Source organism: Pseudomonas sp. LBUM1660 (assembly GCF_059695935.1).
This window is the reverse complement of the sequence record NZ_CP166795.1, coordinates 6279522-6304915: the sequence shown is the minus strand read 5'-3', so window position 1 is coordinate 6304915 and position 25394 is coordinate 6279522. Positions and strand designations below refer to the sequence as shown.

Below are 25394 nucleotides of genomic sequence, written 5' to 3'. Positions count from 1 at the left end.
AGGTTGTGTTCAGCTTCAGTCAGCGCAATAAGGCCTGTTAACTTTGGTCTGTAGGACGAGTGGATAAGTTCTGTAGGAAGGGTGAGCCCTGTGGGAGCGAGCCTGCTCACAAAGGCCGCACTGCGGTTTATCAGAAACACCGCGTTATCGTTCTTCGCGAGCAGGCTCGCTCCCACAGAAAAGCAATCAGACAGGCTTTAGATCGCTTCGAGCTTTGCGTAACCCAGCATCAGCCACTTGCTGCCTTCGCTGAAGTTCACCTGCACCCGAGCCTGAGCCCCGGCGCCCTCGAAGTTCAGGATCACACCGTCGCCAAACACCGAATGCCGCACGGCCTGACCGAGGCTGAACCCGGTGTCCGGAATCTCGCTGCCGCCAAACAGGCTGCTGGAGCTCTGTTGCTGACCACCACCGAACGGACGGCTGACGCTGTTGGACAGCCGCACCTCCTGGATCAAGCCTTTCGGCACCTCACGCACGAAACGCGACACCTTGTTGTAGGTCTCGCTGCCGTACAGACGTCGGGTTTCCGCGTAGGTCATCACCAGGTTCTGCATCGCCCGTGTAATGCCGACGTAGGCCAGACGGCGCTCTTCTTCAAGGCGTCCCGGCTCCTCCAGGCTCATTTTGTGCGGGAACAGGCCTTCTTCCATGCCCACCAGGAACACATAAGGGAATTCCAGGCCCTTGGCGCTGTGCAAGGTCATCAGCTGAATGCTGTCTTCATGCTCGTCCGCCTGGGTATCTCCAGCCTCCAGCGACGCATGGCCGAGGAATGCCGCCAACGGCGTCAGATCTTCGTCTTCTTCAGCGTTTTCGAAGTTGCGCGCGGCGCTGACCAATTCCTCAAGGTTTTCTACCCGGGCCTGGCCTTTCTCGCCCTTTTCCGCTTCGTGGTAGGCAATCAGCCCCGACTGTTCGATAACCGTCTGGGTCATCAGGTGCAGCGGCATTTCCATGCACTTGGCGGCGAGGTTCTCGATCAGCTCGATAAACGCACCGAGCGCACCCGCTGCGCGACCGGTCAGGCCTTTATTGGCGACCAGCAAGCGCATGGCTTCCCACATCGACACATCACTGTGGCGCGCATGGTCGCGGATCGCCTCAACGGTTTTCTCGCCAATGCCACGGGCCGGAACGTTGATGACCCGTTCCAGCGCCGCATCGTTGCCGCGACCTTCCAGCAAACGCAGGTAGGCCATGGCGTTCTTGATTTCGGCGCGCTCGAAGAAGCGCTGCCCACCATAGATGCGGTACGGAATGCGCTCGCGCAGTAACGCTTCTTCCAAAACGCGTGATTGGGCGTTGGAGCGGTACAAAATCGCAATATCGCTACGGGCCAAGCCGGTTTTCAGCGCACTTTCGATGGTTTCCACCACGTAGCGTGCTTCATCGTGTTCGTTGAACGCGGCGTACAGATTAATCGCTTCGCCTTCACCGCCATCGGTCCACAGTTCTTTGCCCATGCGCCCGGTGTTGTTGGCAATCAGGGCGTTGGCAGCCTTGAGAATCCCGGCGGTGGAGCGGTAGTTCTGCTCCAGACGAATGGTCTCGGCATCCGGAAAATCGTCGGAATACTGATAAATGTTCTCGATTTTCGCGCCACGCCAGCCGTAGATCGACTGATCGTCGTCGCCCACCACCATCAAGCTGTCGCCGCCCTTGGCCAGCAAACGCAACCAGGCGTACTGCACGGCGTTGGTGTCCTGGAACTCGTCCACCAGAATGTGGCGGAAGCGCTTCTGGTAATGGGCCAGCAAGCCCGGGTGATCGCGCCACAGGTCGAGGGCACGCAGCAGTAATTCGGAGAAATCGATAACACCGGCACGCAGGCAAGCGGCCTCGTAGGCCTCATAAATGCTGCGCATGGTCGCCAGGAAAAGGTCGCCGCTGGCTTGAATGTGTTGCGGACGCAGACCTTCGTCTTTCTGCCCATTGATAAACCACTGAGCCTGACGGGCCGGCCAGCGTTGCTCGTCCAGACCCAGCTCGCGGATCACCCGCTTGACCAGCCGTTGCTGGTCGTCGCTGTCGAGAATCTGGAAGGTCTGGCTCAGGCCGGCTTCCTGCCAATGCGCCCGTAGCAAGCGGTGCGCCAGGCCGTGGAAGGTGCCGACCCACATGCCGGCCGGGTTGATGCCCATCAACTGCTCGATGCGATGACGCATCTCGGCAGCGGCCTTATTGGTGAAGGTCACCGACAGGATCGAATGGGGCGAGGCGTTCTCGACCTGGATCAACCAGGCGATACGGTGCACCAGCACTCGGGTTTTACCGGAACCAGCACCGGCCAGGACCAACTGACGACCCACGCGGGCAGCTACGGCCTGGCGTTGGGCATCGTTGAGGGAGTTCAGCAGAAGGGAGAGATCATCGCGCATCGGGGCATTCTAGGGTGCGCCGTCACACCGGGCAAACCGAGCTTTGCATTAGCCGATGAAAGAAGCACGAATGACGACCGGTCAGTCACTGGCTGCAAGCGTTGGCGGGGCTCGCTCCAAGGGTTTTGAGGGGGCGGCGGGGGGCTGAAATTTTATCGATTTTACGATCTGAGGCAGTTTGGTAAGGGCATCGGCTTGTGTATGCTCCGTCCACGTTTCGGGCTCATGCTCATCATTATAAGAACAAGAACATTGCCTATGACCCTCAGCTCTGACCTGTCGGGCCCCTCTGTGGAGCCTCGGGTTATCCGCAAACAGTACGCCATGGAAATGGCGGTCGAGCGCACGCGCCTGCTCTACCAGGGCTCGCTGCTGCCTACGCTGTTCATGCTGATCAACGGCCTGGTCTGTGCCGGGCTGCTCTGGAGTCCACAGCGCTACTTCATCGTCAGCGTCTGGCTGATCTGGCTTTTATCGCTGGTGGCCTTGCGGGTGATTCAAGTTGCGGCTTTCGATTCGGCCATTCCCAACCGCCAGGCCCACCCGATCTGGCGTCGAATGTTCCTGCTGGGCTCTGCCATGACCGGCCTGACCCTGGCCGGTGCCGGCATCGCGCTGGTCCCCGCAGACAACTTCATCCAGCAGGCCTGGGTGTTCGGCCTGATCGGCGCCGCCGCCCTGTCGGCCAGCGTCGCCTACGCGGTCAGCCTTCCGGCGTTCCTGTCCTTTACCTTGCCCTGCCTGTTGCCGGCCATCGCCTATCTATTCTGGGGTGGAGATGAGCAAGGCCAGGGGTGGGGCTGGTTCGGGCTGATTTTATTGGGCGCGTTGAGCGTGGTGGCCTGGCAGGTCAATCGGTTGATCGACAGCGGCTTGCTGCGGCGCTTTCAGAATCAGGCCCTGATCGAACACTTGCAGCAGGCGCAGAGCTGCGGTGACCAGCTCAATCACGAATTAGCCAAAGAGATTGATCACCGTCGGTGCGCCGAAGACAAGTTGCGCGAAGCCCAGGTCGAGCTGGAAAACCGGGTTGCCCAGCGCAGCCTTGAGCTGGATGCGGCCAACCAGGCCCTGAGCAAGAGCGAAGCGCGGCTGGCGCTGGCGTTGAAGGCCAGTGAACTCGGGTTGTGGGACTGGAACCTGCAAACTGATGAAGTCCATCACACCCAGCTTCAGGAGTTGTTCGGCCTGGAACCGGAATTCGTCACCGCGATGCTCAGCCATCTCAAGCCGCGCCTTCACCCCGAAGACTTGCCGTCGCTGCGCCGTGCCCTGGTCGAGCATTTGAAAGGTCGTAGCGAGGACTACCAGATCGAATACCGGGTGCGGCATGGCGACGGCCACTGGGTCTGGATCGAGGACCGTGGACGAGCGGTCGAGCGCAGCGAAAATGGTCGAGTGATCCGCATGGTCGGCACCCGCCGCGACATCAGCGCGAACAAGGGCCAGGAAGAACAGCGCCAACTGGCGGCGACGGTGTTCGAGGCGGCCAGCGAAGGCATCATGATTTTCGACCCGAATTACGCGCTGATCGCGGTCAATCAGGCGTTCAGCCGGGTTACCGGCTACGACATCGAAGACATGCTCGGGCGCAACGTCGTCGAGTTGCCGTGCAGTCGCGATGCGCGCCGGCACTACGGTGCGATCCATCATGCGTTGGAACAGCACGGCACCTGGCAGGGCGAACTGGTGGAGACCCGCAAGAACGGTGAGCTTTATCCGCAATGGCTGCAACTGAACGCTGTTCGGGATACTCGGGGAAAGGTAAGCCATATTGTCGGCTTCTTCGCCGATCTGTCCGCGCGACGGGAATCCGAGGAGCGCATGCGCTACCTGACCCATTACGACGAACTCACTGGCCTGGCCAACCGTTCACTGTTCCGCGAACGGCTGCGCGAGGCTCATCAGCGCGTGCGTCAGGGCGGGCGTCGCAGTTTGGCGCTGCTGCATATCAACCTGGATCGTTTCAAGCTGCTCAATGACAGCCTTGGTCATGAAGTCGCCGACCAGTTGCTGCAGAAAATGGCCCGGCGGCTGGTCAACGCATTGCCCGAGGCGGACACCATCGCGCGGCTTTCCGGTGACGAATTTGCGGTGATATTCGATGCCTACGGCAACCTGTCGAGCCTGGCGCGAGTGGCGACCCGGTTGTCGACCAAACTGCGTTTGCCGATCACCGTCGATGGCCATGAACTGGTGGTCAGCGCCTCGATGGGCATCAGCATGTTGCCGGACACCGCCAGGGAAATTTCCGCGCTGGTCAGCCAGTCGAACATTGCCATGCAGCACGCCAAACACTTGGGCGGTAACAACTTTCAGTTCTACACCGAAAGCTTGCAGGCCAGCACCCTTGAGCGATTGCAGCTTGAAAATCAGCTGCGCAAAGCCATCGAAGAGAAGCAGCTGCAAGTCTATTACCAACCGAAACTTTGCCTCGCCACCGGACGCCTGAACGCGGCCGAAGCGCTGGTGCGTTGGGATCATCCGACCATGGGGCGCGTGCCGCCGGGGGACTTTATCGGTCTGGCCGAGGAAACCGGGCTGATCGGTCCGATCGGCGAGTTCGTGTTGCGCCAAGCCTGTTGGCAGGCCTGCGAATGGCAACGGCAGGGGCTTGAGCCGATTCGCGTGTCGGTCAATTTGTCGGTCCATCAATTGCGCCAGGGCAAGTTGGTCAGTCTGGTGCGGCAGGTACTGGAAGAAACCGGACTGGCGCCGCACTACCTGGAACTCGAACTCACCGAAAGCCAGTTGCTGGACAGCGTCGAACACATCATCGCGACGTTCCAGCAGTTGCGGGATCTGGGCGTGAAACTGGCGATCGACGATTTTGGCACGGGGTATTCATCCCTGAGCTATCTCAAACGCATTCCTGTGGATTACGTGAAGATCGATCAGGCGTTTATTCGCGGGCTGAGGGAAGGCAGCGAGGACGCAGCGATCACCCGGGCGATCATTGCCATGGCGCACGGCTTGTCGCTGAAAGTGGTGGCCGAGGGGGTCGAGCGGGAAGAGCAACTGGAATTCTTGAAAGCCGAGCGCTGCGATGAAGTGCAGGGTTACCTGATCAGCCGTCCGGTTGAGGCCGATGACCTGGCTGCGCTTTTACGTGAGGACGCAAAACCCCTGTAAGTGCTACATGAAGCGCATGTGGCGTGGAATGGGGACATCGAGTTACGCATTGAGCAGGCAAAAAGCCGATTCATGTAGTATAACTACAAGCTTGCTACATCCCCGGCACCTGCCAATAACAAAGAGTCCAGCCCCTTGAATCTGCTGCAACACATCGCCCAGTCACGCCACCTCTTACGCAAGTCGGAGCTCAAGGTCGCCGACCACGTGCTGCTTGATCCAGCGGCGGTGATGCACAGCTCCATGGCCGACCTGGCCCATAGCGTGGGCATCAGTGAGCCGACCATCGTGCGCTTTTGCCGTGCCATCGGTTGTTCCGGTTTCCAGGACCTGAAACTAAAGCTGGCGCAGAGCCTCGCGGCAGGCGCGAGTTTTGGTCAGTTTGCGATCCATGAAGACGATTCTGTCGCGGACTACAGCCTGAAAATCTTCGACACCACCCTGCACACCTTGATGGAGGTTCGCGAGAAGCTCGATCCGGTGGAATTGCAGAGGGCTGTGTCGCTGATGTCCCAGGCCCAGCGCGTCGAGTTCTACGGCTTTGGCGCATCGGGCGCAGTGGCGGCGGATGCCCAGCACAAATTTTTCCGATTGCTGCTGACCGCGGCGGCGTATTCCGATCCGCACATGCAGGCGATGTCAGCGGTGACCTTGAAGCCGACCGATGTGGCGATCTGCATTTCCCAGTCCGGGCGTTCCAAGGATTTGTTGATCACCGCTAACCTGGTGCGCGAGAGCGGCGCCTCGTTGATCACGTTGTGCCCGAGCCAGACGCCATTGGCCGAACTGTCGACCGTCAACCTGGCCATCGATGTGCACGAAGACACTGAAATCTACACGCCGCTGACCTCGCGTATCGCTCACCTGGTGGTGATCGACGTATTGGCGATGGGCGTGGCCATGGCGCGCGGGCCGAGCCTGGTCAACCACCTCAAGAGCGTCAAACGTAGCCTGCGCAGCTTGCGGCTGTCGCCCAAGTCGGTGAAAGCGCTGGACGACTGATTCAAGACGACACGGACTCTGTGGCGAGGGAGCTTGCTCCCGCTGGGCTGCGAAGCGGCCCCAAAACCATTCACAGCAATTTTCTGTGCAATCGCATCAGGCTCATTTACGACTGCTGCGCAGCCGAGCGGGAGCAAGCTCCCTCGCCACAGGGTGAGCAGCCAACCTATGAGCTTCATCATTTTGTAACCCGCCCGCCGCCAAACCGTCATCCCTCGCGCCTATCTTGAAACTCCCGTAATCGCCTTGGGAGACTCGAAATGGCCCAGCCCTACGAAGAACGCAACAGCGCCGTCAAAACCCGTCGTCAGCAAGAAGATCAGCGCCGCATGGAATTTCGCCGCGCCATCGAAGACCGCTGCGAGCGCCGTCAACTGCTGGCCGAGATCGGCGATTTTCCGGATCTGGAACTCAATTACTGGCAGGCAGCTCCCGCAACTTCCCGTCGAAACGCTCAACCAGCGCGCTGATCTGCACCCGTTCGCTGCGGATAAACGCAAGGAATGCGTGGGCCACCGGCGACAGCCGCTTGGCCTTGGCCTGCACCAGGCACCAGCTGCGATACAGCGGCAATTCTTCGACCGGTAACTCGATCAATCCACCGGTCGCCAACTCAAGGTTCAGGGCGTGGCGCGTCAACAGCGCGACGCCCAGACCTGCCAGCACACATTCACGCTGGGCTTCGGCCGATGCGACCTCCTGGGTCTGGTTGAAGTGCACGCGCTTCTCTTTGAAATACTCTTCGCACGCCAAACGCGTTCCAGAGCCGGGTTCGCGTAGCAACAGGGTGTAAGGCTCGAGGTCTTGCAAGCGCAGCGGTCCCATGTGACACAGCGGATGGTTCGGCGGCGCGACGGCAACAATCGGGTTATTGAGGAACGGCAGAAACTCCAGCCCCATGTCCTGCGGCACCATGGACATGATCACCAAATCGTCGCGGTTGTCGGAGAGGCGCCGAATCACCTGCCCGCGGTTGACCACCGTCAGTTGCAGATTCACTTCCGGATGCTGGCGCTTGAACGCGGCAAACAGGTGCGGCACGAAATACTTGGCGCTGGATTCCACCGCCAGTTTCAGCTGGCCCTGCAGCGATCCCTGCATGTCCGAGAGCTGCATGTCGAGGTTTTCCAGGCGCCCGAAAATGTCCCGGCTGGCGCGCTGAAGTGCTTCGGCGGCTTCAGTCATGTAGAGTTTTTTGCCAACGTAATCGAACAAAGGCTGACCAATCAGCTCCTCAAGTTGACGAATCTGCAGGCTCACGGCAGGTTGTGTGAGCGACATTTCGTCGGCTGCGCGGCTGTAGGACCGCAAATCACAGACCTCATTGAAGATCTGCAATTGACGCAATGTCATACGCATCAATGACTTACGCATTATCTAGAAGCTCCTGCCCCAGGCTGATGAATCAACTATAAGTCTTTACTTATGGCTAACCCAATTATTAATCATTTTTGTTAATCCCTTGTGGGGGCTAGTGTGGGGCTGCGACTAAATCGAAACATTTAGTCACGCGTCGACCTGGTCTAGCAGGTCGTGGGTACCACCGGCTCAAGGGAACCTCCAAGTGATAAAAAAGATCCTGATCGCCAACCGTGGTGAGATTGCCGTACGAATCGTGCGTGCCTGCGCCGAGATGGGCATTCGCTCGGTCGCGATCTATTCCGATGCCGACCGCCATGCGTTGCATGTGAAGCGTGCGGACGAGGCCCACAGCATCGGTGCCGAGCCACTGGCCGGTTACCTGAATGCGCGCAAGCTGGTGAATCTGGCGGTGGAAACCGGTTGTGATGCCTTGCATCCCGGCTACGGCTTTCTCTCGGAAAACGCTGAACTGGCGGATATCTGCGCCGAGCGTGGCATCAAGTTCATCGGTCCATCGGCTGAAGTGATTCGCCGCATGGGCGACAAGACTGAAGCCCGTCGCAGCATGATCAAGGCGGGCGTACCCGTCACCCCAGGGACCGAAGGCAACGTCGCGGACATCGCCGAAGCCTTGGTCGAAGGTGACCGCATTGGTTATCCAGTCATGCTCAAGGCCACCTCCGGTGGTGGCGGCCGGGGTATTCGTCGTTGCGACAGCCGTGAAGAACTCGAACAAGCCTTCCCGCGAGTCATTTCCGAAGCCACCAAAGCGTTTGGTTCGGCTGAAGTGTTCCTGGAAAAATGCATCGTCAATCCGAAACACATCGAAGCGCAGATCCTCGGCGACAGCTTTGGCAACGTGGTGCACCTGTTCGAGCGTGATTGCTCGATCCAGCGCCGCAACCAGAAGCTCATCGAAATCGCTCCAAGCCCGCAACTGACCCCGGAACAACGCGCCTACATCGGCGACCTGTCGGTGCGTGCGGCCAAAGCCGTGGGTTACGAGAACGCCGGCACCGTGGAGTTCCTGCTCGCCGAGGGCGAGGTCTACTTCATGGAAATGAACACCCGGGTGCAGGTGGAACACACCATCACCGAAGAAATCACCGGGATCGACATCGTCCGTGAGCAGATCCGCATTGCGTCCGGCCTGCCGCTGTCGGTGAAACAGGAAGATATCCAGCACCGCGGTTTCGCGCTGCAATTCCGGATCAACGCCGAAGACCCGAAAAACAACTTCCTGCCGAGCTTCGGCAAGATTACCCGTTACTACGCGCCCGGCGGCCCAGGCGTGCGCACCGACACGGCAATCTACACCGGCTACACCATTCCGCCGTTCTACGACTCCATGTGCCTGAAACTGGTGGTGTGGGCGCTGACCTGGGAAGAAGCGATGGACCGTGGCTTGCGCGCCCTCGACGACATGCGTCTGCAAGGGGTCAAGACTACCGCCGCGTACTACCAGGAAATCCTGCGTAACCCGGAATTCCGTAGCGGCCAGTTCAATACCAGCTTCGTTGAAAGCCACCCTGAACTGACCAACTACTCGATCAAGCGCAAACCCGAAGAGCTGGCCCTGGCCATCGCCGCCGCCATCGCCGCCCACGCAGGCCTGTGAGGAATAAAACAATGTCCAACTCTCTACCTACAAAGCGTATCCACGTAACCGACACAATCCTGCGCGACGCCCACCAATCGCTGCTCGCCACCCGCATGCGCACCGAAGACATGCTGCCGATCTGCGACAAGCTCGACAAAGTCGGCTACTGGTCGCTGGAATGCTGGGGCGGCGCGACGTTCGACGCGTGCGTTCGTTTCCTCAAAGAAGACCCGTGGGAGCGTCTGCGCCAATTGCGCGCCGCGTTGCCTAACACGCGTCTGCAAATGCTCCTGCGTGGCCAGAACCTGCTGGGCTACCGCCATTACAGCGACGATGTGGTCAGAGCTTTCGTCGCCAAAGCAGCGGTCAACGGCATCGACGTATTCCGCATCTTCGATGCCATGAACGATGTTCGTAACCTGCGCGTTGCTATCGAAGCCGTAAAAGCGGCCGGCAAACACGCCCAAGGCACCATCGCTTACACCACCAGCCCGGTGCACACCATCGACGCGTTCGTGGCTCAAGCCAAACAAATGGAAGCCATGGGTTGCGACTCGGTGGCAATCAAGGACATGGCCGGCCTGCTGACCCCTTACGCCACCGGCGAACTGGTCAAGGCGTTGAAATCCGAGCAGTCGTTGCCGGTGTTCATCCATTCCCACGACACCGCCGGCCTGGCCGCCATGTGCCAACTCAAGGCCATCGAAAACGGTGCCGACCACATCGACACCGCGATCTCCAGCTTCGCCTGGGGCACCAGCCACCCAGGCACCGAGTCGATGGTCGCTGCCCTCAAAGGCAGTGAGTTCGACACCGGCCTGAATCTGGAACTGCTGCAAGAGATCGGCCTGTACTTCTACGCCGTGCGCAAGAAGTACCACCAGTTCGAAAGCGAATTCACCGCCGTCGACACCCGTGTGCAAGTCAACCAGGTACCGGGCGGGATGATTTCCAACCTGGCCAACCAGTTGAAAGAGCAGGGCGCCCTGAACCGCATGAGCGAAGTGCTGGCCGAAATCCCGCGCGTTCGTGAAGACCTTGGTTTCCCGCCGCTGGTGACCCCGACCTCGCAGATCGTCGGCACCCAGGCGTTCTTCAACGTGCTGGCCGGCGAGCGCTACAAGACCATCACCAACGAAGTGAAGCTCTACCTGCAAGGCGGCTACGGCAAGGCGCCGGGCACCGTGAACGAGAAGCTGCGTCGTCAGGCGATTGGTAGCGAAGAAGTGATCGATGTGCGTCCGGCCGATCTGCTGAAGCCGGAAATGACCAAGCTGCGTGCCGAGATCGGTGCCGTGGCCAAGTCTGAAGAAGACGTGCTCACCTACGCCATGTTCCCGGACATCGGTCGCAAATTCCTCGAAGAACGCGCGGCCGGCACCCTGACGCCAGAAGTGCTGCTGCCGATTCCTGAAGCAGGCGGTGTGACCTCGGCCGGTGGCGAAGGCGTGCCGACCGAGTTCGTCATCGACGTCCATGGTGAAACCTACCGCGTCGACATTACCGGTGTCGGCGTCAAGGCCGAAGGCAAACGTCACTTCTACCTGTCCATCGACGGCATGCCGGAAGAAGTGGTGTTCGAACCGCTCAACGAATTCGTCAGCGGCGGCAGCAGCAAGCGCAAGCAAGCCACTGCACCGGGCCACGTCAGCACCACCATGCCGGGCAACATCGTCGACGTACTGGTCAAGGAAGGCGACACCGTGAAAGCGGGGCAAGCCGTGCTGATCACCGAAGCAATGAAGATGGAAACCGAAGTCCAGGCGGCCATTGCCGGCAAAGTCACCGCCATCCATGTGGCCAAGGGCGACCGGGTGAATCCGGGCGAAATCCTGATCGAGATCGAAGGCTGAGTTAACAGCCTCGATACACCGTTTTAAACCTCGGGGGGGCATGTGCTCCCCTTTTTTTTGTCCGCAGTTGCGCATGGCAAATGTGGGAACGTCGCCCTGAGCAGGCGCGCTCCCACAGGTACTGCGGTGAATCAGTCGTTGATCAGAACGCCATCTTCCACTGGCCCATCACGCCGTGATTGCGGCTGTCAGTGCCGATCTCACCACTAAGGCCGACACCCAGGGTATGTTTCGCTGACAAGCCAAGGTCCAGACCTGCATCAACCAGCAAGCTGTCACGGTCCAGCGGCGCACCGGAAACGGTGAAGTTCTTCCCGCCGCTTGCCAATCGTTGACGGGTGTCGCTGTCGATTTCCCCGTAGGTGTGTTTCCAGCCGGCACTGAAGCGTGGGGTCAGTTGCATGCCGTTATCCAGGGTGTTGATCTTCGCCAGTCGCAGGCCGAACGTACTGTTGAGGTTGTTCTGGGTTTGGTCGTGGACTTTCAACGCTGCCGCGCCACCTTTTTCCGTGTAACCGTCGCGCTGATAGCGTTGGTAGCCAAGGCTGGCAAACGGTTCGATGCTGACATTGGCTCGTCCCAGGTTGTAACCCACTTCCGCGAAGGCCTGCTGGGTGCTGGCCGCATAACGGCCTTCGGGACGGTCGCTGAAACCGTTGTAGGCAACTCGGCGTTTAGTGCTGCCGTCGTGATTGCTGTAGGTCGCGCCCAGGCGCAGTGACATCGGGCCGTTCTGGCGCAGGGCATAAGCACCCAAGTGCCAGCTGTTGAGATCGCCGTCGAGTTCGCGGCTGTCCAGGCGGGTGTCGGACTTGCCGCCCATCACACCGATACGCCATTCCTCATCGACGCCCCAATCCGCGCCCAGGACAAGGCCTTTGGTAGAGGTTTGCAGAGCGTCGTGGTCGCGATCCAGCGTTCCGCCGTGCCCCAAGGCTTGCAGCCAGACCCTGCCGTTTCCTTCGCTGCCGGCGGCCTGGCGTGGTGCGTTGGTTCGGTTGCCGGGTTTGTTGTACGCGCTGGCGCTGTCCAGTTGGCGCATGGTCGAGAGCAGGGAGGCGCTGACCGGGCTGTCACTGTTCAGGGTTGCCTTGGCGAGGTTGGCGTTGCTGTCACCGGCCAGCTGCTCGAGAGCGTAGGTGGCTGTGGATTTATCGGTGGTGAGCAGGGCGGTGACGGCCGCATTGGACGCGCTTGTGTTAGCCGTCGGCTCGGCCACGCTTTGGCCAAACGCTCGAGCATTGTCGTCGGCGGCAAAATCCTCTATCGGCACTCCATTGCGAGCGTAGTTGAGCACCACATCCGTCTTGGAGTAGGACAGGTTCGGCGTCATGTACGCCAGATTGCTGGTAACGCTGCCGAATTCGCCTTCCACCAGGCCGGCTTCAAGCACCGTGTAATCACTGCTTTCGGGATAGTTGCCCGGCAGTGCAGAAACCTCCAGTGAGGCATCCTCAAGCGCTGCAATACCTTCGACGATGATGGTGGGAGACTTGCCGGTAGCCGTTACGCCGTAGGAGAGCGTCGCACCCTCTGTGAATATCAGGTCTCCTCTGACGTGCGGGGCGCCAAGCCGCTCATTGACTTGCAATGTACCGTCTACATAAAGATTGCGTACGTCACCTTGGCCACCGTAGCGACCACCTTCGCGAACAATGGCATCGCCCGCGATGCTGCCCATGTTGAACAGCGTTGCGCCGGCCAATACCTCGGCTCCGTAGTCGAAGTCGTCTTTATCCGTCAAGGACCAAGCGCCTTGCGCGACTCGCAACCCGGAAAAGTTACTGGTTTTGTCGAGTACGCCGCCCTCGGGGGAGTCGAGCAGTATTGCGTTTTTCCCGCCACCGCCCTGGATTTCTCCTGCAAAACTGACTCCGTTACCGATGATTAGAAGGTCATCTTCCTCCCCCAGTTTCAGTGAGACGCCGTCGATGCTTTCGTACCGCCCCACTGTAGTAGTGCGCTTAGTGGTATCGGCATTCGCGAAGTCGTCGAACGTGATCGGTTCACCAGCCTGTGCCGTTTCGAGTGGGGTGTCAGCGGTCTCGGGAAACTCGTAAAGATGGGCTGCAGGATCGCTGGGTTCACCTGCGTGCTCCATCGGACCGATGAACGTTTCTATTGCCAGGAGATCATCTTCAGCCGCCCAGGCGGTGGCACTTTCCTCGGGTGTTGCAGGCGCTTGCGGTGGAAGCGAACCGCCGGCAGTTTCGGGAAAGTCGTAAAGGTGGGCTGCCAGATCTACGGGTTCTGGAACCGCCGGAACAGTTGGCAGCTTAGTCACCGGCTCTTGTGGCTTAGGCGAGGCGGGTTTGACGGCGTGCTCCATCGGAGCAATGAACGTTTCTATTGCCAAAAGATCATCATTAGCCGCCCATGCGGTGACACCGTCCACGGGTGTTGCGGGCGCTTGCGGTGGACGCGAATCGCCGGCAGTTTCGGGAAAGTCGTAAAGGTGGGCTGCATGATCTACGGGTTCCGGAGCCGCCGGAACAGTTGGCAGCTTAGTCACCGGCTCTTGTGGCTTAGGCGAAGCGGGTTTGACGGCGTTCTGCATCGGACCAATGAAATTCCTGATCGCCAAAAGATCATCACGTTTATGCCAAGCGCTTGTTTGAGCTTTCTTGTCGGGCGCTTCGACCGAGGGATCAACCTTGGCTTGCTGAGCCATCGATATATCGATGCAGCCAAGGGAGAGGGCGATCGCCAAGGCGAGTTGGTGCGGGCGATGAATGGACGGCGTGGGCATTGAGTTTGACCTCGTTTTTGAGAAGGTCGAACTCTAGGGAGGAGCGTGGGTGCTTGAATGCCGGGCGTTTCCGGCATTTTTGAAGGGCCTTGGAAATTCGGTTGTAGCAAAAATCCTACTCCGCAGATTACGTGTGCATTGGCCTTCACACGGTGGAATATTTGCCTACAACCTTTCAGGAACGGTCTGTTTTTTACGGATCAGAAACTCATCTGCCACTGCCCAATCAACCCATGATTGCGGCTGTTGCTCCCCATCTCCCCGCTGTAACCAATTCCCACCGAATGCCGCGCAGAAATGCCCAGGTCCAACCCGGCTTCCAGCACCAGACTGTCACGGTCCAGCGAACTGCCCTCAACACTGAACGCCGTTCCCCCGACCACAAACGCCTGGCGCGTCGAGTTGCTGACATCGCCATACGTGTGCTTCCAGCCAGCGGTCATGCGGGGCGTCAGGCTCATGCCGTTCTCCAGCGAACTCAAGTGCGCCAGGCGCAGGCCGAAGGTGCTGCTGAAGTTGTCCTGGGTTTGTTTGTCGACCTGAAGTGCGGCGGCGCCGCCTTTTTCCTGATAGCTGTCGCGGTGATAGCGCTGGTAGCCGAGGTTGGCAAACGGCTCGGCACTGAGTCGGCCGCTGCCCATTGCGTAGCCCAGTTCGGCGAAGGCCTGTTGGCTGTCGGCGTCGTAGTCGCCTTTTGGCCGGTCGCTGAAGCCGTTGAAGGCCACCGTGCGTTTGCTTTCACCCTGATGACCGCTGTACGCGGCACCAAGGCGCAAAGCGAAGGAGCCGCTTTGGCGTAAGGCATAAACGCCGGCGTGCCAGCTCTCGACATTGCCATCGACGCCCGTGGCGTCCAGATCCGTTTTCGAATAGCCGCCCAGAACACCCAATCGCCATTGCGGATTGAGCGCCCAGTCGGCCCCGAGCACACTGCCTTTGGTGCGCTGCTCCAGACCGCTGCTGCCATGCTCGCCATCGAGCTTGCCGTAGCCGCCGATGGCTTGGAGCCAGAGTCGACCCCGGGCGTTCGGGTCGTTGAGGTTGAGGGCTTCGGAGGGAACGCCCGTGGCGGCGAGCACCGGGGTGTCGCGCTGATCCAGGCCGACCAGCAATCCTGAGCCACCGCCCATTTGCTGCATCGCCGACAGCATGCTGCCGCCGATCTGGCTGCTGGCGCCGAGGGTGGCGCTGGTCAGGTTGGCGTTGCTCGCGCCGGCGAGTTGCTCGATGGCATTGCCGGCTGTGGTGCTGGTGGTGTTCAGCAGTGCGTTGTAAAGCGTGTTGTTTTTGCCCATCGAGGCCAGGCTGTTGGCGGCGTTGCTACCGTTACCCGTGACCGCGAATTGGTTGAAAGCGACATCGTTGCGGGTGTAGGTCAGGTCGACTTGGGTCGGGGTGTAAGCGAGGGTCGGCGTGATGAACGCGTAGTCGCTGGTGACCTTGCCGAAGGTGCCGTTGACGCTCGCGGCCTGCAGGACGGTGTAGTGGCTTTGCCACGGATAAGTGCCGCTGCCGGGGTTCACCGCCAGGGTTGAGCCGTTGAGATTGGCAACGCCGCCGACCTTGATCGTTGCGCTGCTGCCATCGGCATTGACGCCGTAGGCCAGGGTCGCGCCGCTGCCCATGGTCAAGTCGTGGGTGATGGTTGCTGTGCCGAGTTGAGTGTTGGTCCGTAACGTCCCGTTGACCAGCAAGTTGCCGACCGAACCGCCTCCGGCATATACACCGCCCGCATCGACGGTCAGAGTGCCAGCGATGCCGCCCTGGTTGATCAGCGTTGCGCCATTGCGTACCGCGCCGCCATCGCTGAAATCACCGCTGCCGGTCAGCGTCCAGGCACCTTGCTTGACCTCCAGCCATTCGAAGTGGCGACTCTCGCCGAAACTGCCTCCCGCCGCGTCGTCCATCACTACGCGGTCGTCACCGCTGCCGCCGTCGACCACACCGACGAAGCGACTGCCGTTGCGCACTGTCAGGCTGTCGTTGCCGCCCCCCAGGTCCAGCGCCAGGCCGTTGCTGCCGCTGATCGTGCCGCCGTTGATAACGGAGTCATCGAACTCACCGACGAACTTCACACCGAAGCCATCAAGGCCCTGAATGGTGCCGAAGTTTTCCAGCGTGGTCGCGGCCACGCCCGAACCGCCGCTGCCGTCGTCCACCAAAATCGCGCTGTTGGCACCGCTGATCAGCGCCCCGTTGGTGTTCAACACATAGCCGCCGCCCAACGCGATGCCTTCACTGCCGTTGGCGAAACCACCCTTGTCGACACCGCCGGCGCCGATGCCCTGAATGGTGCCGTAGTTCTCGATATGGGCGAGCTTGTCGATGTCCACGCCATCACCGTCGCCATTGGGTTGCAGACCCGAATAGGCACCGGTAATGGTGCCGTGGTTGATCACCGTGCCGTCGCCATCGGAGCCAAAGCCCGAGCCATTGCGCCCGGTGATTTGGCCGTAGTTGGTCAGCGTCGCGCCCAGGTCAGTGGTGATGCCATGGCGGCCACCGGAAATGCTACCGTAGTTGGTCACCGTCACACCGGTCGCGGTGTCGATGTCGATACCGTCGAATTTGTTGTCAGCGATTCGAGCATCGCCGGTAGAGATCTCGCCATAGTTGGTGATCGTCGCGTTGGCACCGGTCTTCATGCCATCGCTGGCGTCCCCGCGAATCAACCCACCCGCACGGTTGATGATCGTCGTTCTGACCCCGGCACTGCGCAGCGCATCCAGATCCAGGCCTTGGCCGGTGGTGGAGCGGATGATGCCGCTGTTGTCGATCAGCAGGCTGCCGCCGGCGAAGTTGCTGTCGATGCGCAACGCGTCGTTGAAACCGAGAATCTGCCCACCCGCTCGGTTATAGATGGCGTAGTTGCGTGCCTGGGTCAGGTCACCGCTGCTGTCGATCGCCCGGCCGCCGGTAGAGATGATCTTGCCCGCGTTATCGATCACCACACCCACGCCGCTGGTGCTGTCTTTCAAGGTCACTGCCTTCCCAGCGTTGGTGATGCTGCCCGGCGCCGAAATCGTCAGCGTGTCGCCACCGCCAAGGGTTTGCGCGGTGGTGGTCGGCGTGTCGATCTGCACGTTCTTGAACGGCGCGGCGAGGGCGCCCGTGCTGATCAACAACGCGATGCTGAGTGCCAGGCGCTGGGGGGAGAAGGGCATGTTAGACGACCTTTTTGTTATAAGCGGGCCGTCTTGTATAGCGGAGGGTTTTTACAGATTGATGTCTGCGTCTCTGCGATATCTGCATTATTTTGCAACTTTTGCCACCAGGATAATCTTGTATATGCATTTTAATGCGCTTACGAAGATGTCTAGCGGATCGTTTATGCACTATATTGCATTCAAAGCTTAAAACTTCTCGAAAAAATGCATTTAAATGCAGGTGGTCGCCGCATGTACAACCTGACATTACAGATTTTCATTACAGGGAAATGGCACGACGCCATGGTCTTGAGCTTCGACAGCCCTGAGAAAGGTTTCGAAAGCCGATGCAATTTCGGCTACGAAACACCCTATCTTGTCGCAAACATTGAGGATATTGGATCACCCTTTGCCAAGGCAGTGAGTGCCAGGTTTCCTTTGGACTTCGAGGGTAAGCGATCCAATGCACCAGCATTTCTGCATGACATCGCACCTGCCGGTGCAGCCAAGAGATTTCTTCTGGCGCGCATAGGTCGCGACAAGCCTGCTGATATCAGTATTGATCTTCATTTACTGGCCAGAAGCACTCCGGCACCGATTGGCAACATGCGCATAAAAGAATCCGCCGAGGCGGTAGACCAGCGCGAACCTATAGGGTTTACACGCGAGGATGTCATTAGTCGTGATAACCGGTTTCTCGAATATGCCTATGAGCAGGGGGCTGCAATTGGTGGGGCGACAGGGGCGGGGGGCGAGGCGCCCAAACTTTTGTTAGTTCAGGGCAAGGATGGAAATTTATACCCGGACGCAGTATTGGACGACGCAGACGTGACCCAACACTGGTTCGTGAAGTTCTCTCGCAACAAAGGAAACAGGAACGATCAAGACATCCTCAGAAGCGAATACCACTACTACAAAGCACTACAAAAACTAGACATCGAGACGGTGGCAGAACAGGGCTTGGCGTTGGAAGAGGCGACCAAACCCAGTTTGTGGATGCAGCGTTTTGATCGACAAGTAACCCCTCAGGGTGTCGAGCGTTTTGCCGTGGAGTCGATCTATTCTTTGGCGCAAATAACCACGCCCGGTAGCGCAATGGACCACATGGAGGTTATCCGGCTACTTGCGAGACTCTGGCGTGATGCAGGGCAAGCGGACCAGATCCCGAATCTCGTTGCGGACTATCTGCGCCGGGATCTGCTCAATAAAATCCTCGGCAACTCAGATAACCACGGCCGCAACACCGCAATCATCCGCGACACAGACTCGTTTCGCCTGGCTCCGATTTATGATCTGGCGCCAATGGTGATGGACGACGAAGGCGTAACACGCACCACCAAGTGGCCAAAAGAATTGGAGAGAGCGGGTGATGTTGATTGGCGTGGCGTATGCCGGGCATTGGCTGACATTGCCGATCCGAAGGATCCATTGGCCGCTTTGAATGATGCGCAGAAGTCTTTCGAGCGATTGCGCGAGGATGCCAAACACCTGGCAGCACTCCCCGACATTTTGACCGCCAGTGGCTTGCCCGACGCAACAATGAATCACCCGCGAATTGCCTTGAAAAATCTGGAGCTGCGTTTGAAAGAGTGGGATCTGAAATGAGCATGACCGTTGCCGAGCGCACTGTGCTCATCGAAAGCATCCAGGAAGGGCTGGCTCAAGGCACCCTTGAGATAAGCGAGGCGGTCCGTCGACTACGAATAGAAGTCACAGGTTTGCATCAGACCCAATTCGCAAAAATGTGCAAAATCTCGGTGCGCACGCTGGTGCATATCGAGCATGGAGAAGGGAATCAGACGCTGAAATCGCTGAATGCAGTGTTCAGACCTTTTGGACTGAAGATGGGCGTAGTGCGGATTCGGCGCGACTGGAGCTGATACTGCACCGCACACGGGCGCCCTCTTAAAGATGGCATCTAGGGATCTGCTGCCGTTCGAGGGCAGCGATCCTTAAACTAACTCCGACTCAAATACGCCTTCCCATAATGCCGCTCCATCCTTGCCTGAATCAGCTCCAGCCCAATCGACATCACCCAGTAAATAATCGCCGCCGTCGTCAGCATCTCGATATACCGATAGCTCGACCGCCCATACGATTGCGCCAAAAACATCACCTCCCAAACCCCCATCACGGAGATCAGCGACGAGTCTTTGAGCATCGAGATGAATTGGTTGGTGGTCGGCGGGATGATGGTGCGCATGGCCTGGGGCAGGGTCACGCGCCAGAAGATCACGGTTTCGCGCATGCCCAGTGCCAGGGAGGCTTCGCGTTGTCCATGGGCGACGCCGAGGATGCCGGCGCGGAAGATTTCGCTAAGGTAGGCGCCGTAGTTCAGTGACAGGGCGATGATGCCAGCGGTGACTGCGCCTGGGACGACGCCCAGTTGCGGCAGGCCGAGGTAGATCAGCAGGATCTGGATCAGTAGCGGCGTGCCGCGAAAGAACGAGGCGTAGAAACTGGCGATGCCGAAGGCCACGGCGCTTTTCGACAGCCGCGCCAGGGCGGTGATGAAACCCAGCAGCGACGATGTCACGATTGAGGCCACGCACAGAAACAGCGTCAGCGCCGCGCCTTGCAGGAAGCCGTTCGGCGCCAGGTGCAGGCCGATCAGGTTGGGCAGTTTGTCGAGGATGATCGAGAACTTCAGGTCGAAGCTCAGAAAAAAACTGGCGAACAAACCCAGCATCGCCGCCCACGTCAGGTACAGCCGCGTGCGGAAACCGAAGATCCGTTGCAGTCTCGACTCAGCCACCGGTTGCGGCGGCTGAGGAGGTTTTGGGAAAGAAGTCATTGACTGATATCGGCGCCGATCCATTTTTGCGAGAGCTTGCTCAGGGTGCCGTCCTGTTTCAGTTGCGCAAAGACCTCACGCACCTTGGCGTCCCACTGAGCGTCACCTTTCTCGATGGCCACCGAGTTCGGCTCCGAATACAGTGGCTCGCCGGCCAGCTTGAAGCGTTTGTCTTCGGTCAGGCGCGGTTGCGCGGTGACGAGGTTGGTGAGGATCGCATCCAGTCGCACACCGGCCCCCAGACCCAGGTCCTGGAACGCCACGTTATCGGTGTCATACGGCGCGATTTGCACGTCCTCGAACGGGTACTGCAACTGGGTGTCTTCAGCGCCTTCGATCACCAGATTTTTGTTCAGGTAACTTTCGTAGCTGGAGGCGCTGGTGAGGCCGACTTTCTTGCCGCTCAGGTCCTTGGCGCTGTGGATGCGATCATCCTTGGCATTGACCACGATCACGGCTGGCGAAGCGTAGTACTCGACGGGGAAGTCGAAGACTTCGGCCCGTGCCTTGCTGGGCGTCATCGAGCAAACGCAGATGTCGTAGCGACCACTCCAGCGACCGGCAGCGATGACGTCCCAGGACGGCGTTTCCAGGCGCAGTTTGACCCCCAGTTTGTCCGACACGGCTTTGGCCACATCGACGTCAAACCCGTCGAGTTGGTTCTGGTCGTTGAGGAACGAGAACGGTGGGTAGCTTTCCATCAACACGCCCACCAGTTCTTTCTTCTGCTCGATGCGGTCCAGCGTGGCGCCGCCAAAGGCTTGGCCGGAGGCAGCCAGAATCGTCAGGCCCAGGGCCAGTAGTGGTTGAAATTTCACAGTCGATCCCTGAAAAAAGTGGTTGTGATTAACCGAATGGTGCGTATTAAATAGTTATAAGAACTACCTTGGTAGTGAGTTATTTTCATAAGCATATGAGTGAAAAGCATATGAGCGCAGGAAGCACGGTAATTCTGGATGGCGGCATGGGTCGTGAGCTGCAGCGCGCAGGAGCGCCCTTCAGGCAGCCCGAATGGTCGGCGCTGGCCTTGAGTGAAGCGCCGCAGGCAGTAGAGGCGGTGCACGCGGCTTATATCGAAAGTGGTGCCAGCGTGATCACCAGCAACAGTTACGCGGTGGTGCCGTTTCACATCGGCGAAGAGCGTTTTGCGGCTGAAGGCCAGGCGCTCGCTTCGCTGGCCGGTGAGCTGGCGCGGCGTGCGGTGGAGGCTTCGGGCAAGACTGTGCGTGTGGCCGGTTCGCTGCCGCCACTGTTTGGCTCCTACCGTCCGGACTTGTTCGACGCTGCTCGGGTCACTGAATTACTGACGCCTTTGGTCACGGGGCTGGCGCCTCATGTCGACCTGTGGCTGGCCGAAACACAGAGCTCAATCGTTGAGGCGCGGGCGATTCACGCCGGTCTGCCAAAGGATGGAAAGCCGTTCTGGCTGTCTTTTACCTTGAAGGATGAGGACACGGACGAAGTGCCGCGTTTGCGTTCGGGTGAGCCTGTCGCTGAGGCCGCTGCAGTGGCGGCTGAGCTGGGTGTCGAGGCGTTGCTGTTCAACTGCAGCCAGCCAGAAGTGATCGGTGCTGCGATTGATGCAGCGCGGGAAACCTTCCAGCGTTTGGGGGTGAAGATTCACATCGGCGCGTACGCCAATGCCTTCCCGCCACAACCGAAAGAGGCCACGGCCAACGACGGCCTGGACCCGTTGCGCGAGGATCTCGACCCGCCGGGGTATCTGCAGTGGGCGGCCGACTGGAAAGCGCGCGGCGCCAGCCATCTGGGCGGGTGTTGCGGGATTGGGCCGGAGCATATTGCGGTGCTTGCCCAAAAGTTAGCGTGATGCCAATCGTCGGAACGCCGCCCGGAGCCGGCTCGCTCCCACACGGGTTATGTGTTGATCACAACAGTGTGGTCAACCGAAAACCTGTGGGAGCGAGGCTTGCCCGCGAAGGCGTCCGTCCAGGCGCCGAAAATTACCCGCGGCACTCGGCCAGGGTTTTCACCTGCCCGGAATCCGTCTGGTTTTCATCGGATAGCCACCGCTCAAAACCCGCGCCAATCGCCGGCCATTCTGAATCCAGAATCGAATACCACGCGGTGTCCCGGTTCTGTCCCTTGACCACCATGTGCTGTCGGAAGACGCCTTCAAAACTGAACCCCAACCGCTCTGCCGCGTACTTGGAGCGGGCGTTGCCGTTGTTGCATTTCCACTCCAGGCGCCGGTAGCCCAGCGCAAAGGATTCCTTGGCCAGCAAATAAACCGCTTCGGTGCTTTTCGGCGAACGCTGCATCGGCGCGCCGAAGGTTACGTGACCGATTTCGATACGACCTTGCGCCGGGACGATCGACATCAGACTCAGGAGGCCCTGCACATCACCGCTGGCACGGTCGATCACGCAGAAGAAATACGGGTCGCTGTTGGCCGCATGGTTGTTCAGCCAATCGTTGAAAACGCTGCGTTCCGGGAAGGGGCCGTAAGGCAAATAGTCCCAGAGTTTCGGGTCCGATCCCGGGCCTTGCAGGGCTTGCCACAAACCCTCGGCGTGACGCGCCGGGTCGAGTTTTTCCAGGCGGATGAAACGCCCTTCGATGGTTTGAACCGATGGCGCCGGGACGCCTTTCCAGTCTGCGAGTGAAGTCGACATGGTGTTCTCCTTGAACCTTAAAGGGCTTTGCGAAACTGGATGAAACCGGGGCGTTCGGCGATGCGCTCGTAGAGCTGGATCGCGGTGGCGTTGGTTTCGTGGGTCAGCCAGTGGACCTTGCAGCAACCGTCCGCTTTGGCGGTGGCATACACAAACTCGATGAGCTTGCGGCCGATGCCGGTGCCCCGGGTTTGCGGCGTTACCAGCAAGTCTTGAAGGTAGCAGGAGTTTTCGATGCTCCAGTTCGAGCGATGGTAGATGAAGTTCACCATGCCGACCGCTTTGCCATCGACCCACGCCAACGCCGAATGAGTCGGTTCATGCTGATCGAGCATGCGCTGCCAGGTGCTGTCAGTGACCGCCTCGGCCAATTCGGTGTTGTAGAAGCGCAGGTAGGCTAGCCACAGCGGCAGCCAGGCGGCGTGATCGTCGGCGCTGACCGGGCGAATTTCAATCTGACTCATGTTCATTCCTTAACGCATCAATTGGGCGAGGGCCTGGTCGTGCACATCAGGGCTGGCGGCGAGCCCCTCACGCACACCGGCGATGTCTGCGGTGCTGCGGTTCTGGCTGAGCTTGCGTTTGCCTTCCAGACGCTGGATTGGCAGGGCAAATCCGACGATGGCCTTGAGCATGCCGTCGATGTAGTCGGCGGGCGCGTCGGCGACTTTCCACGGTTGCTGGCGACTCGCTTCGTGACGATCGGTCAGCGCGCTGACCAGATTGAGCAGGCGATCGGCATCAGTGAACACGTCGGCTGTTCCGTAAGCGTGCACGGCGACGTAGTTCCAGGTCGGCACGACTTTGCCGTGTTCGGCTTTGCTCGGGTAAAACCCCGGGCTGACGTAAGCGTCGGCACCGGCAAAAATCACCAGTGCTTCGGCGCCGTTCTGCAGTTCCTTCCACTGGGGATTGCCCCGGGCGAAGTGGCCGTAGAGGGTGCCATTCGGGCCCTGTTCAGGATTGAATAACAGCGGCAGATGACTGGCTTGCAAGCCTTGCTCGCCGTGGGTGACCACCATGGCGAGACGCGTGTCGAGTATCTGCTGCTGCAGTTCCTGCAAATCGTTGATGGCAAAACCGCTGGGGTTGTACATGGAAATATTCCTTGGCGAATGCGTTCATCCTAGGCAGGCTATTGGTCTGTTGTAAGAGCCATTAATGACCAATTTCATAGGTCCATTGTCATGAGCGAAGCGCCGCTTTCACTGTCGTTCAACCCCGCCGGTATCGAACTCGACCGTCGCCAAGGCCTGAGTCGCGAGCTCTATCAGGCCTTGCGTCTGCGGGTACTCGATGGACGACTTGCCAGTGGCACGCGATTACCGGCCAGCCGGGATCTGGCGGCGGCATTGGCAATTTCCCGCAACAGTGTGGTGCGGGCCTACGATCAGCTCTATGCCGAGGGGTTTATCGAAGGGCGCGTCGGTGATGGGACTTACGTTGCGCAATTGCCTAAAACCGCAGTACCTGGGAAAAAATTATCCACAAAAGTATCCACAGGGTTGTCAACAGGGTTACCCACAACCTTATCCACAAATTGGCTGGATTTACCTGTGATTCCATCCAGTAAAGTTATCCACAGCGGTGCGTTGGGGCGCGTAGAAAAGAACCATTTGGCCCTGCCACCGAGCGGTCCGCCGCGTGCTTTTCGGGTGGGTGTGCCGGCGTTCGATCTGTTTCCTTTCGAGGTCTGGGCCAAGCTGAATGCGGCTTTCTGGCGTAAACCGGATTTACAGCAACTGTGTTATGGCGATCCGGCGGGTGATGAGCGTTTGCGCGGCATGATCGCCGCGTATTTGCGCAGTTCGCGAGGAATGCAGTGTTCGGCTGAGCAAATAGTGATCACCAGTGGCGCACAGCAGGGGATTAGCCTTTGTGCACAGCTGCTGGTGGAGCCGGGCGATGGGGTGGCGATCGAGAATCCGGGGTATCGGGCGGCAGGTCATGCGTTCGCCGTGGCCGGTGCGCGATTGCATGGCGTGGCGGTGGACAGTGAGGGCATCGACTGCACCGAATTGAACGGCCTCAGCGATTGTCGGCTGGCGTATGTCACGCCGTCGCATCAATACCCGACCGGGGTGGTGATGAGCCTGGCGCGACGTCTTGAGTTACTGGCCTGGGCCGAACACACCCAAGGCTGGATCGTCGAGGACGACTACGATGGCGAATACCGCTACAGCGGCGCGCCACTGGCCCCGTTGGCCGCCCTCGACCGGCAGGGCCGGGTTTTGTACGTCGGGACGTTTGGCAAAGTTGCCTTCCCGGCGCTGCGCCTGGGTTATCTGGTATTGCCGCCAAAGCTGGTGCAGGCGTTCTCGCAACGGCGGGCGGTGGACGTCCGGCATTCCGAGGTCAGTACCCAAGCGGTCATGGCCGAGTTCATGGCCGCCGGGCATTTCCAGCGGCATATCCGCCGCATGCGCCGCGCGGCCCTGAGCCGCCGCAATACCTTGCTGGCCGGTTGGCCGCAGAATATTCCCGGCATCGGCAACCTGCCGAGTGTTGCGGCAGGGCTGCATCTGACCGTGGCGGTCGACTCACAGGCCCGCGAGCGCGAACTGGTGGAGCAGGCGGCCAGCGTCGATGTCGAGATCAATGCGCTGAGCGGCTACTGGTTGCCCGACTCGACAAAACCTGCGGACCAGCGTGCCGGGCTGGTCCTGGGGTTCGCGGCGGTACCCGAGGCGGCCATCAGCGCCGCACTCGGGCGACTGGAAAAGGTCTGGCGTCGTTAAGTGG

Annotated in this window: 18 protein-coding genes; 9 read left to right on the top strand and 9 right to left on the bottom strand. The window is 59.6% G+C overall.

Annotated elements, in window-relative coordinates:
* Positions 1–197 precede the first annotated feature (197 nt).
* Positions 198–2381 carry a DNA helicase II gene (uvrD, locus tag ACA068_RS29270; protein WP_056738578.1) on the bottom strand — a complete coding sequence of 728 codons (2184 nt, stop codon included), beginning with the start codon at positions 2379–2381 and terminating at the stop codon, positions 198–200.
* Between the two features lie 258 nt (positions 2382–2639).
* Between uvrD and ACA068_RS29265 the strand changes: the two genes are divergently transcribed.
* The 3 genes from ACA068_RS29265 (at position 2640) to ACA068_RS29255 (ending at position 6985) form a co-directional block, all read left to right on the top strand.
* The gene (locus ACA068_RS29265) at positions 2640–5513 is read left to right on the top strand and encodes an EAL domain-containing protein (RefSeq protein WP_497306541.1); all 2874 of its coding nucleotides are present in this window, start codon (positions 2640–2642) and stop codon (positions 5511–5513) included.
* 135 nt (positions 5514–5648) lie between these two features.
* Positions 5649–6515 carry a transcriptional regulator HexR gene (gene hexR / locus ACA068_RS29260; RefSeq protein WP_008027445.1) on the top strand — a complete coding sequence of 289 codons (867 nt, stop codon included), beginning with the start codon at positions 5649–5651 and terminating at the stop codon, positions 6513–6515.
* Between the two features lie 260 nt (positions 6516–6775).
* The gene (locus ACA068_RS29255; RefSeq protein ID WP_109626853.1) at positions 6776–6985 is read left to right on the top strand and encodes a PA3496 family putative envelope integrity protein; all 210 of its coding nucleotides are present in this window, start codon (positions 6776–6778) and stop codon (positions 6983–6985) included.
* Here ACA068_RS29255 and ACA068_RS29250 read toward each other — a convergent pair.
* Positions 6927–7889 carry a LysR family transcriptional regulator gene (locus ACA068_RS29250; protein ID WP_497306539.1) on the bottom strand — a complete coding sequence of 321 codons (963 nt, stop codon included), beginning with the start codon at positions 7887–7889 and terminating at the stop codon, positions 6927–6929. The genes ACA068_RS29255 and ACA068_RS29250 overlap by 59 nt on opposite strands.
* Before the next feature lie 190 nt (positions 7890–8079).
* Between ACA068_RS29250 and ACA068_RS29245 the strand changes: the two genes are divergently transcribed.
* Both ACA068_RS29245 and oadA read left to right on the top strand, forming a co-directional pair.
* On the top strand, positions 8080–9495 hold the full coding sequence (locus ACA068_RS29245) for an acetyl-CoA carboxylase biotin carboxylase subunit (protein ID WP_046030798.1): 1416 nt from the start codon (positions 8080–8082) through the stop codon (positions 9493–9495).
* 11 nt (positions 9496–9506) lie between these two features.
* Complete coding sequence (gene oadA / locus ACA068_RS29240) at positions 9507–11330, top strand: sodium-extruding oxaloacetate decarboxylase subunit alpha (RefSeq protein ID WP_497306538.1); 1824 nt, start codon at positions 9507–9509, stop codon at positions 11328–11330.
* A 142-nt stretch (positions 11331–11472) separates the two neighbouring features.
* On the opposite strand, the gene ACA068_RS29235 is transcribed toward oadA, so the two are convergent.
* Together ACA068_RS29235 and ACA068_RS29230 are read right to left on the bottom strand one after the other, a co-directional pair.
* The gene (locus ACA068_RS29235; protein WP_497310682.1) at positions 11473–13332 is read right to left on the bottom strand and encodes an autotransporter outer membrane beta-barrel domain-containing protein; all 1860 of its coding nucleotides are present in this window, start codon (positions 13330–13332) and stop codon (positions 11473–11475) included.
* A gap of 947 nt (positions 13333–14279) precedes the next feature.
* A complete protein-coding gene (locus ACA068_RS29230; RefSeq protein WP_497306536.1) occupies positions 14280–17243 on the bottom strand; it encodes an autotransporter outer membrane beta-barrel domain-containing protein in 2964 nt (987 codons plus the stop codon).
* Between the two features lie 234 nt (positions 17244–17477).
* On the opposite strand from ACA068_RS29230, the gene ACA068_RS29225 reads away from it, so the two are divergent.
* Both ACA068_RS29225 and ACA068_RS29220 read left to right on the top strand, forming a co-directional pair.
* Positions 17478–18830 (top strand): HipA domain-containing protein, encoded by a 1353-nt coding sequence (locus tag ACA068_RS29225; protein ID WP_497306534.1) that lies wholly within the window; start codon positions 17478–17480, stop codon positions 18828–18830.
* Entirely contained in the window at positions 18827–19105 is a 279-nt protein-coding gene (locus tag ACA068_RS29220) for a helix-turn-helix domain-containing protein (RefSeq protein WP_497306532.1), read from the top strand. The genes ACA068_RS29225 and ACA068_RS29220 overlap by 4 nt, the downstream gene beginning before the upstream one ends.
* 77 nt (positions 19106–19182) lie before the next feature.
* On the opposite strand, the gene ACA068_RS29215 is transcribed toward ACA068_RS29220, so the two are convergent.
* The gene (locus ACA068_RS29215) at positions 19183–20019 is read right to left on the bottom strand and encodes an amino acid ABC transporter permease (protein ID WP_497306530.1); all 837 of its coding nucleotides are present in this window, start codon (positions 20017–20019) and stop codon (positions 19183–19185) included.
* Positions 20016–20837: an ABC transporter substrate-binding protein gene (locus ACA068_RS29210; protein WP_497306528.1), complete on the bottom strand. Its 822-nt coding sequence runs from the start codon at positions 20835–20837 to the stop codon at positions 20016–20018. The genes ACA068_RS29215 and ACA068_RS29210 overlap by 4 nt, the downstream gene beginning before the upstream one ends.
* Positions 20838–20947: 110 nt before the next feature.
* Between ACA068_RS29210 and ACA068_RS29205 the strand changes: the two genes are divergently transcribed.
* Positions 20948–21847: a homocysteine S-methyltransferase family protein gene (locus ACA068_RS29205; protein WP_497306526.1), complete on the top strand. Its 900-nt coding sequence runs from the start codon at positions 20948–20950 to the stop codon at positions 21845–21847.
* Positions 21848–21980: 133 nt separating this feature from the next.
* Here ACA068_RS29205 and ACA068_RS29200 read toward each other — a convergent pair whose 3' ends face one another.
* From ACA068_RS29200 to ACA068_RS29190, 3 genes are read right to left on the bottom strand one after another with little or no spacing between them, the layout of a single operon-like run.
* On the bottom strand, positions 21981–22652 hold the full coding sequence (locus ACA068_RS29200) for a GNAT family N-acetyltransferase (RefSeq protein WP_497306524.1): 672 nt from the start codon (positions 22650–22652) through the stop codon (positions 21981–21983).
* 17 nt (positions 22653–22669) lie between these two features.
* Positions 22670–23116 carry a GNAT family N-acetyltransferase gene (locus ACA068_RS29195; protein WP_497306522.1) on the bottom strand — a complete coding sequence of 149 codons (447 nt, stop codon included), beginning with the start codon at positions 23114–23116 and terminating at the stop codon, positions 22670–22672.
* A 9-nt stretch (positions 23117–23125) separates the two neighbouring features.
* Entirely contained in the window at positions 23126–23749 is a 624-nt protein-coding gene (locus ACA068_RS29190; protein WP_497306521.1) for an FMN-binding negative transcriptional regulator, read from the bottom strand.
* 90 nt (positions 23750–23839) lie between these two features.
* On the opposite strand from ACA068_RS29190, the gene pdxR reads away from it, so the two are divergent.
* Positions 23840–25390, top strand: coding sequence for a MocR-like pyridoxine biosynthesis transcription factor PdxR (gene pdxR, locus ACA068_RS29185; RefSeq protein ID WP_497306519.1), 1551 nt, complete (start codon positions 23840–23842; stop codon positions 25388–25390).
* Positions 25391–25394: the final 4 nt, after the last annotated feature.

Excerpts from the sequence above, each read along its gene's own strand:
- ACA068_RS29195 (WP_497306522.1), bottom strand. The coding sequence starts at position 23,116 with ATGAGTCAGATTGAAATTCGCCCGGTCAGCGCCGACGATCACGCCGCC.
- ACA068_RS29200 (WP_497306524.1), bottom strand. The coding sequence starts at position 22,652 with ATGTCGACTTCACTCGCAGACTGGAAAGGCGTCCCGGCGCCATCGGTT.
- ACA068_RS29225 (WP_497306534.1), top strand. The coding sequence starts at position 17,478 with ATGTACAACCTGACATTACAGATTTTCATTACAGGGAAATGGCACGAC.
- pdxR (WP_497306519.1), top strand. The coding sequence starts at position 23,840 with ATGAGCGAAGCGCCGCTTTCACTGTCGTTCAACCCCGCCGGTATCGAA.
- ACA068_RS29255 (WP_109626853.1), top strand. The coding sequence starts at position 6,776 with ATGGCCCAGCCCTACGAAGAACGCAACAGCGCCGTCAAAACCCGTCGT.
- ACA068_RS29230 (WP_497306536.1), bottom strand. The coding sequence starts at position 17,243 with ATGCCCTTCTCCCCCCAGCGCCTGGCACTCAGCATCGCGTTGTTGATC.
- ACA068_RS29250 (WP_497306539.1), bottom strand. The coding sequence starts at position 7,889 with ATGCGTAAGTCATTGATGCGTATGACATTGCGTCAATTGCAGATCTTC.
- ACA068_RS29215 (WP_497306530.1), bottom strand. The coding sequence starts at position 20,019 with ATGACTTCTTTCCCAAAACCTCCTCAGCCGCCGCAACCGGTGGCTGAG.
- ACA068_RS29190 (WP_497306521.1), bottom strand. The coding sequence starts at position 23,749 with ATGTACAACCCCAGCGGTTTTGCCATCAACGATTTGCAGGAACTGCAG.
- ACA068_RS29220 (WP_497306532.1), top strand. The coding sequence starts at position 18,827 with ATGAGCATGACCGTTGCCGAGCGCACTGTGCTCATCGAAAGCATCCAG.
- ACA068_RS29205 (WP_497306526.1), top strand. The coding sequence starts at position 20,948 with ATGAGCGCAGGAAGCACGGTAATTCTGGATGGCGGCATGGGTCGTGAG.
- oadA (WP_497306538.1), top strand. The coding sequence starts at position 9,507 with ATGTCCAACTCTCTACCTACAAAGCGTATCCACGTAACCGACACAATC.
- ACA068_RS29265 (WP_497306541.1), top strand. The coding sequence starts at position 2,640 with ATGACCCTCAGCTCTGACCTGTCGGGCCCCTCTGTGGAGCCTCGGGTT.
- uvrD (WP_056738578.1), bottom strand. The coding sequence starts at position 2,381 with ATGCGCGATGATCTCTCCCTTCTGCTGAACTCCCTCAACGATGCCCAA.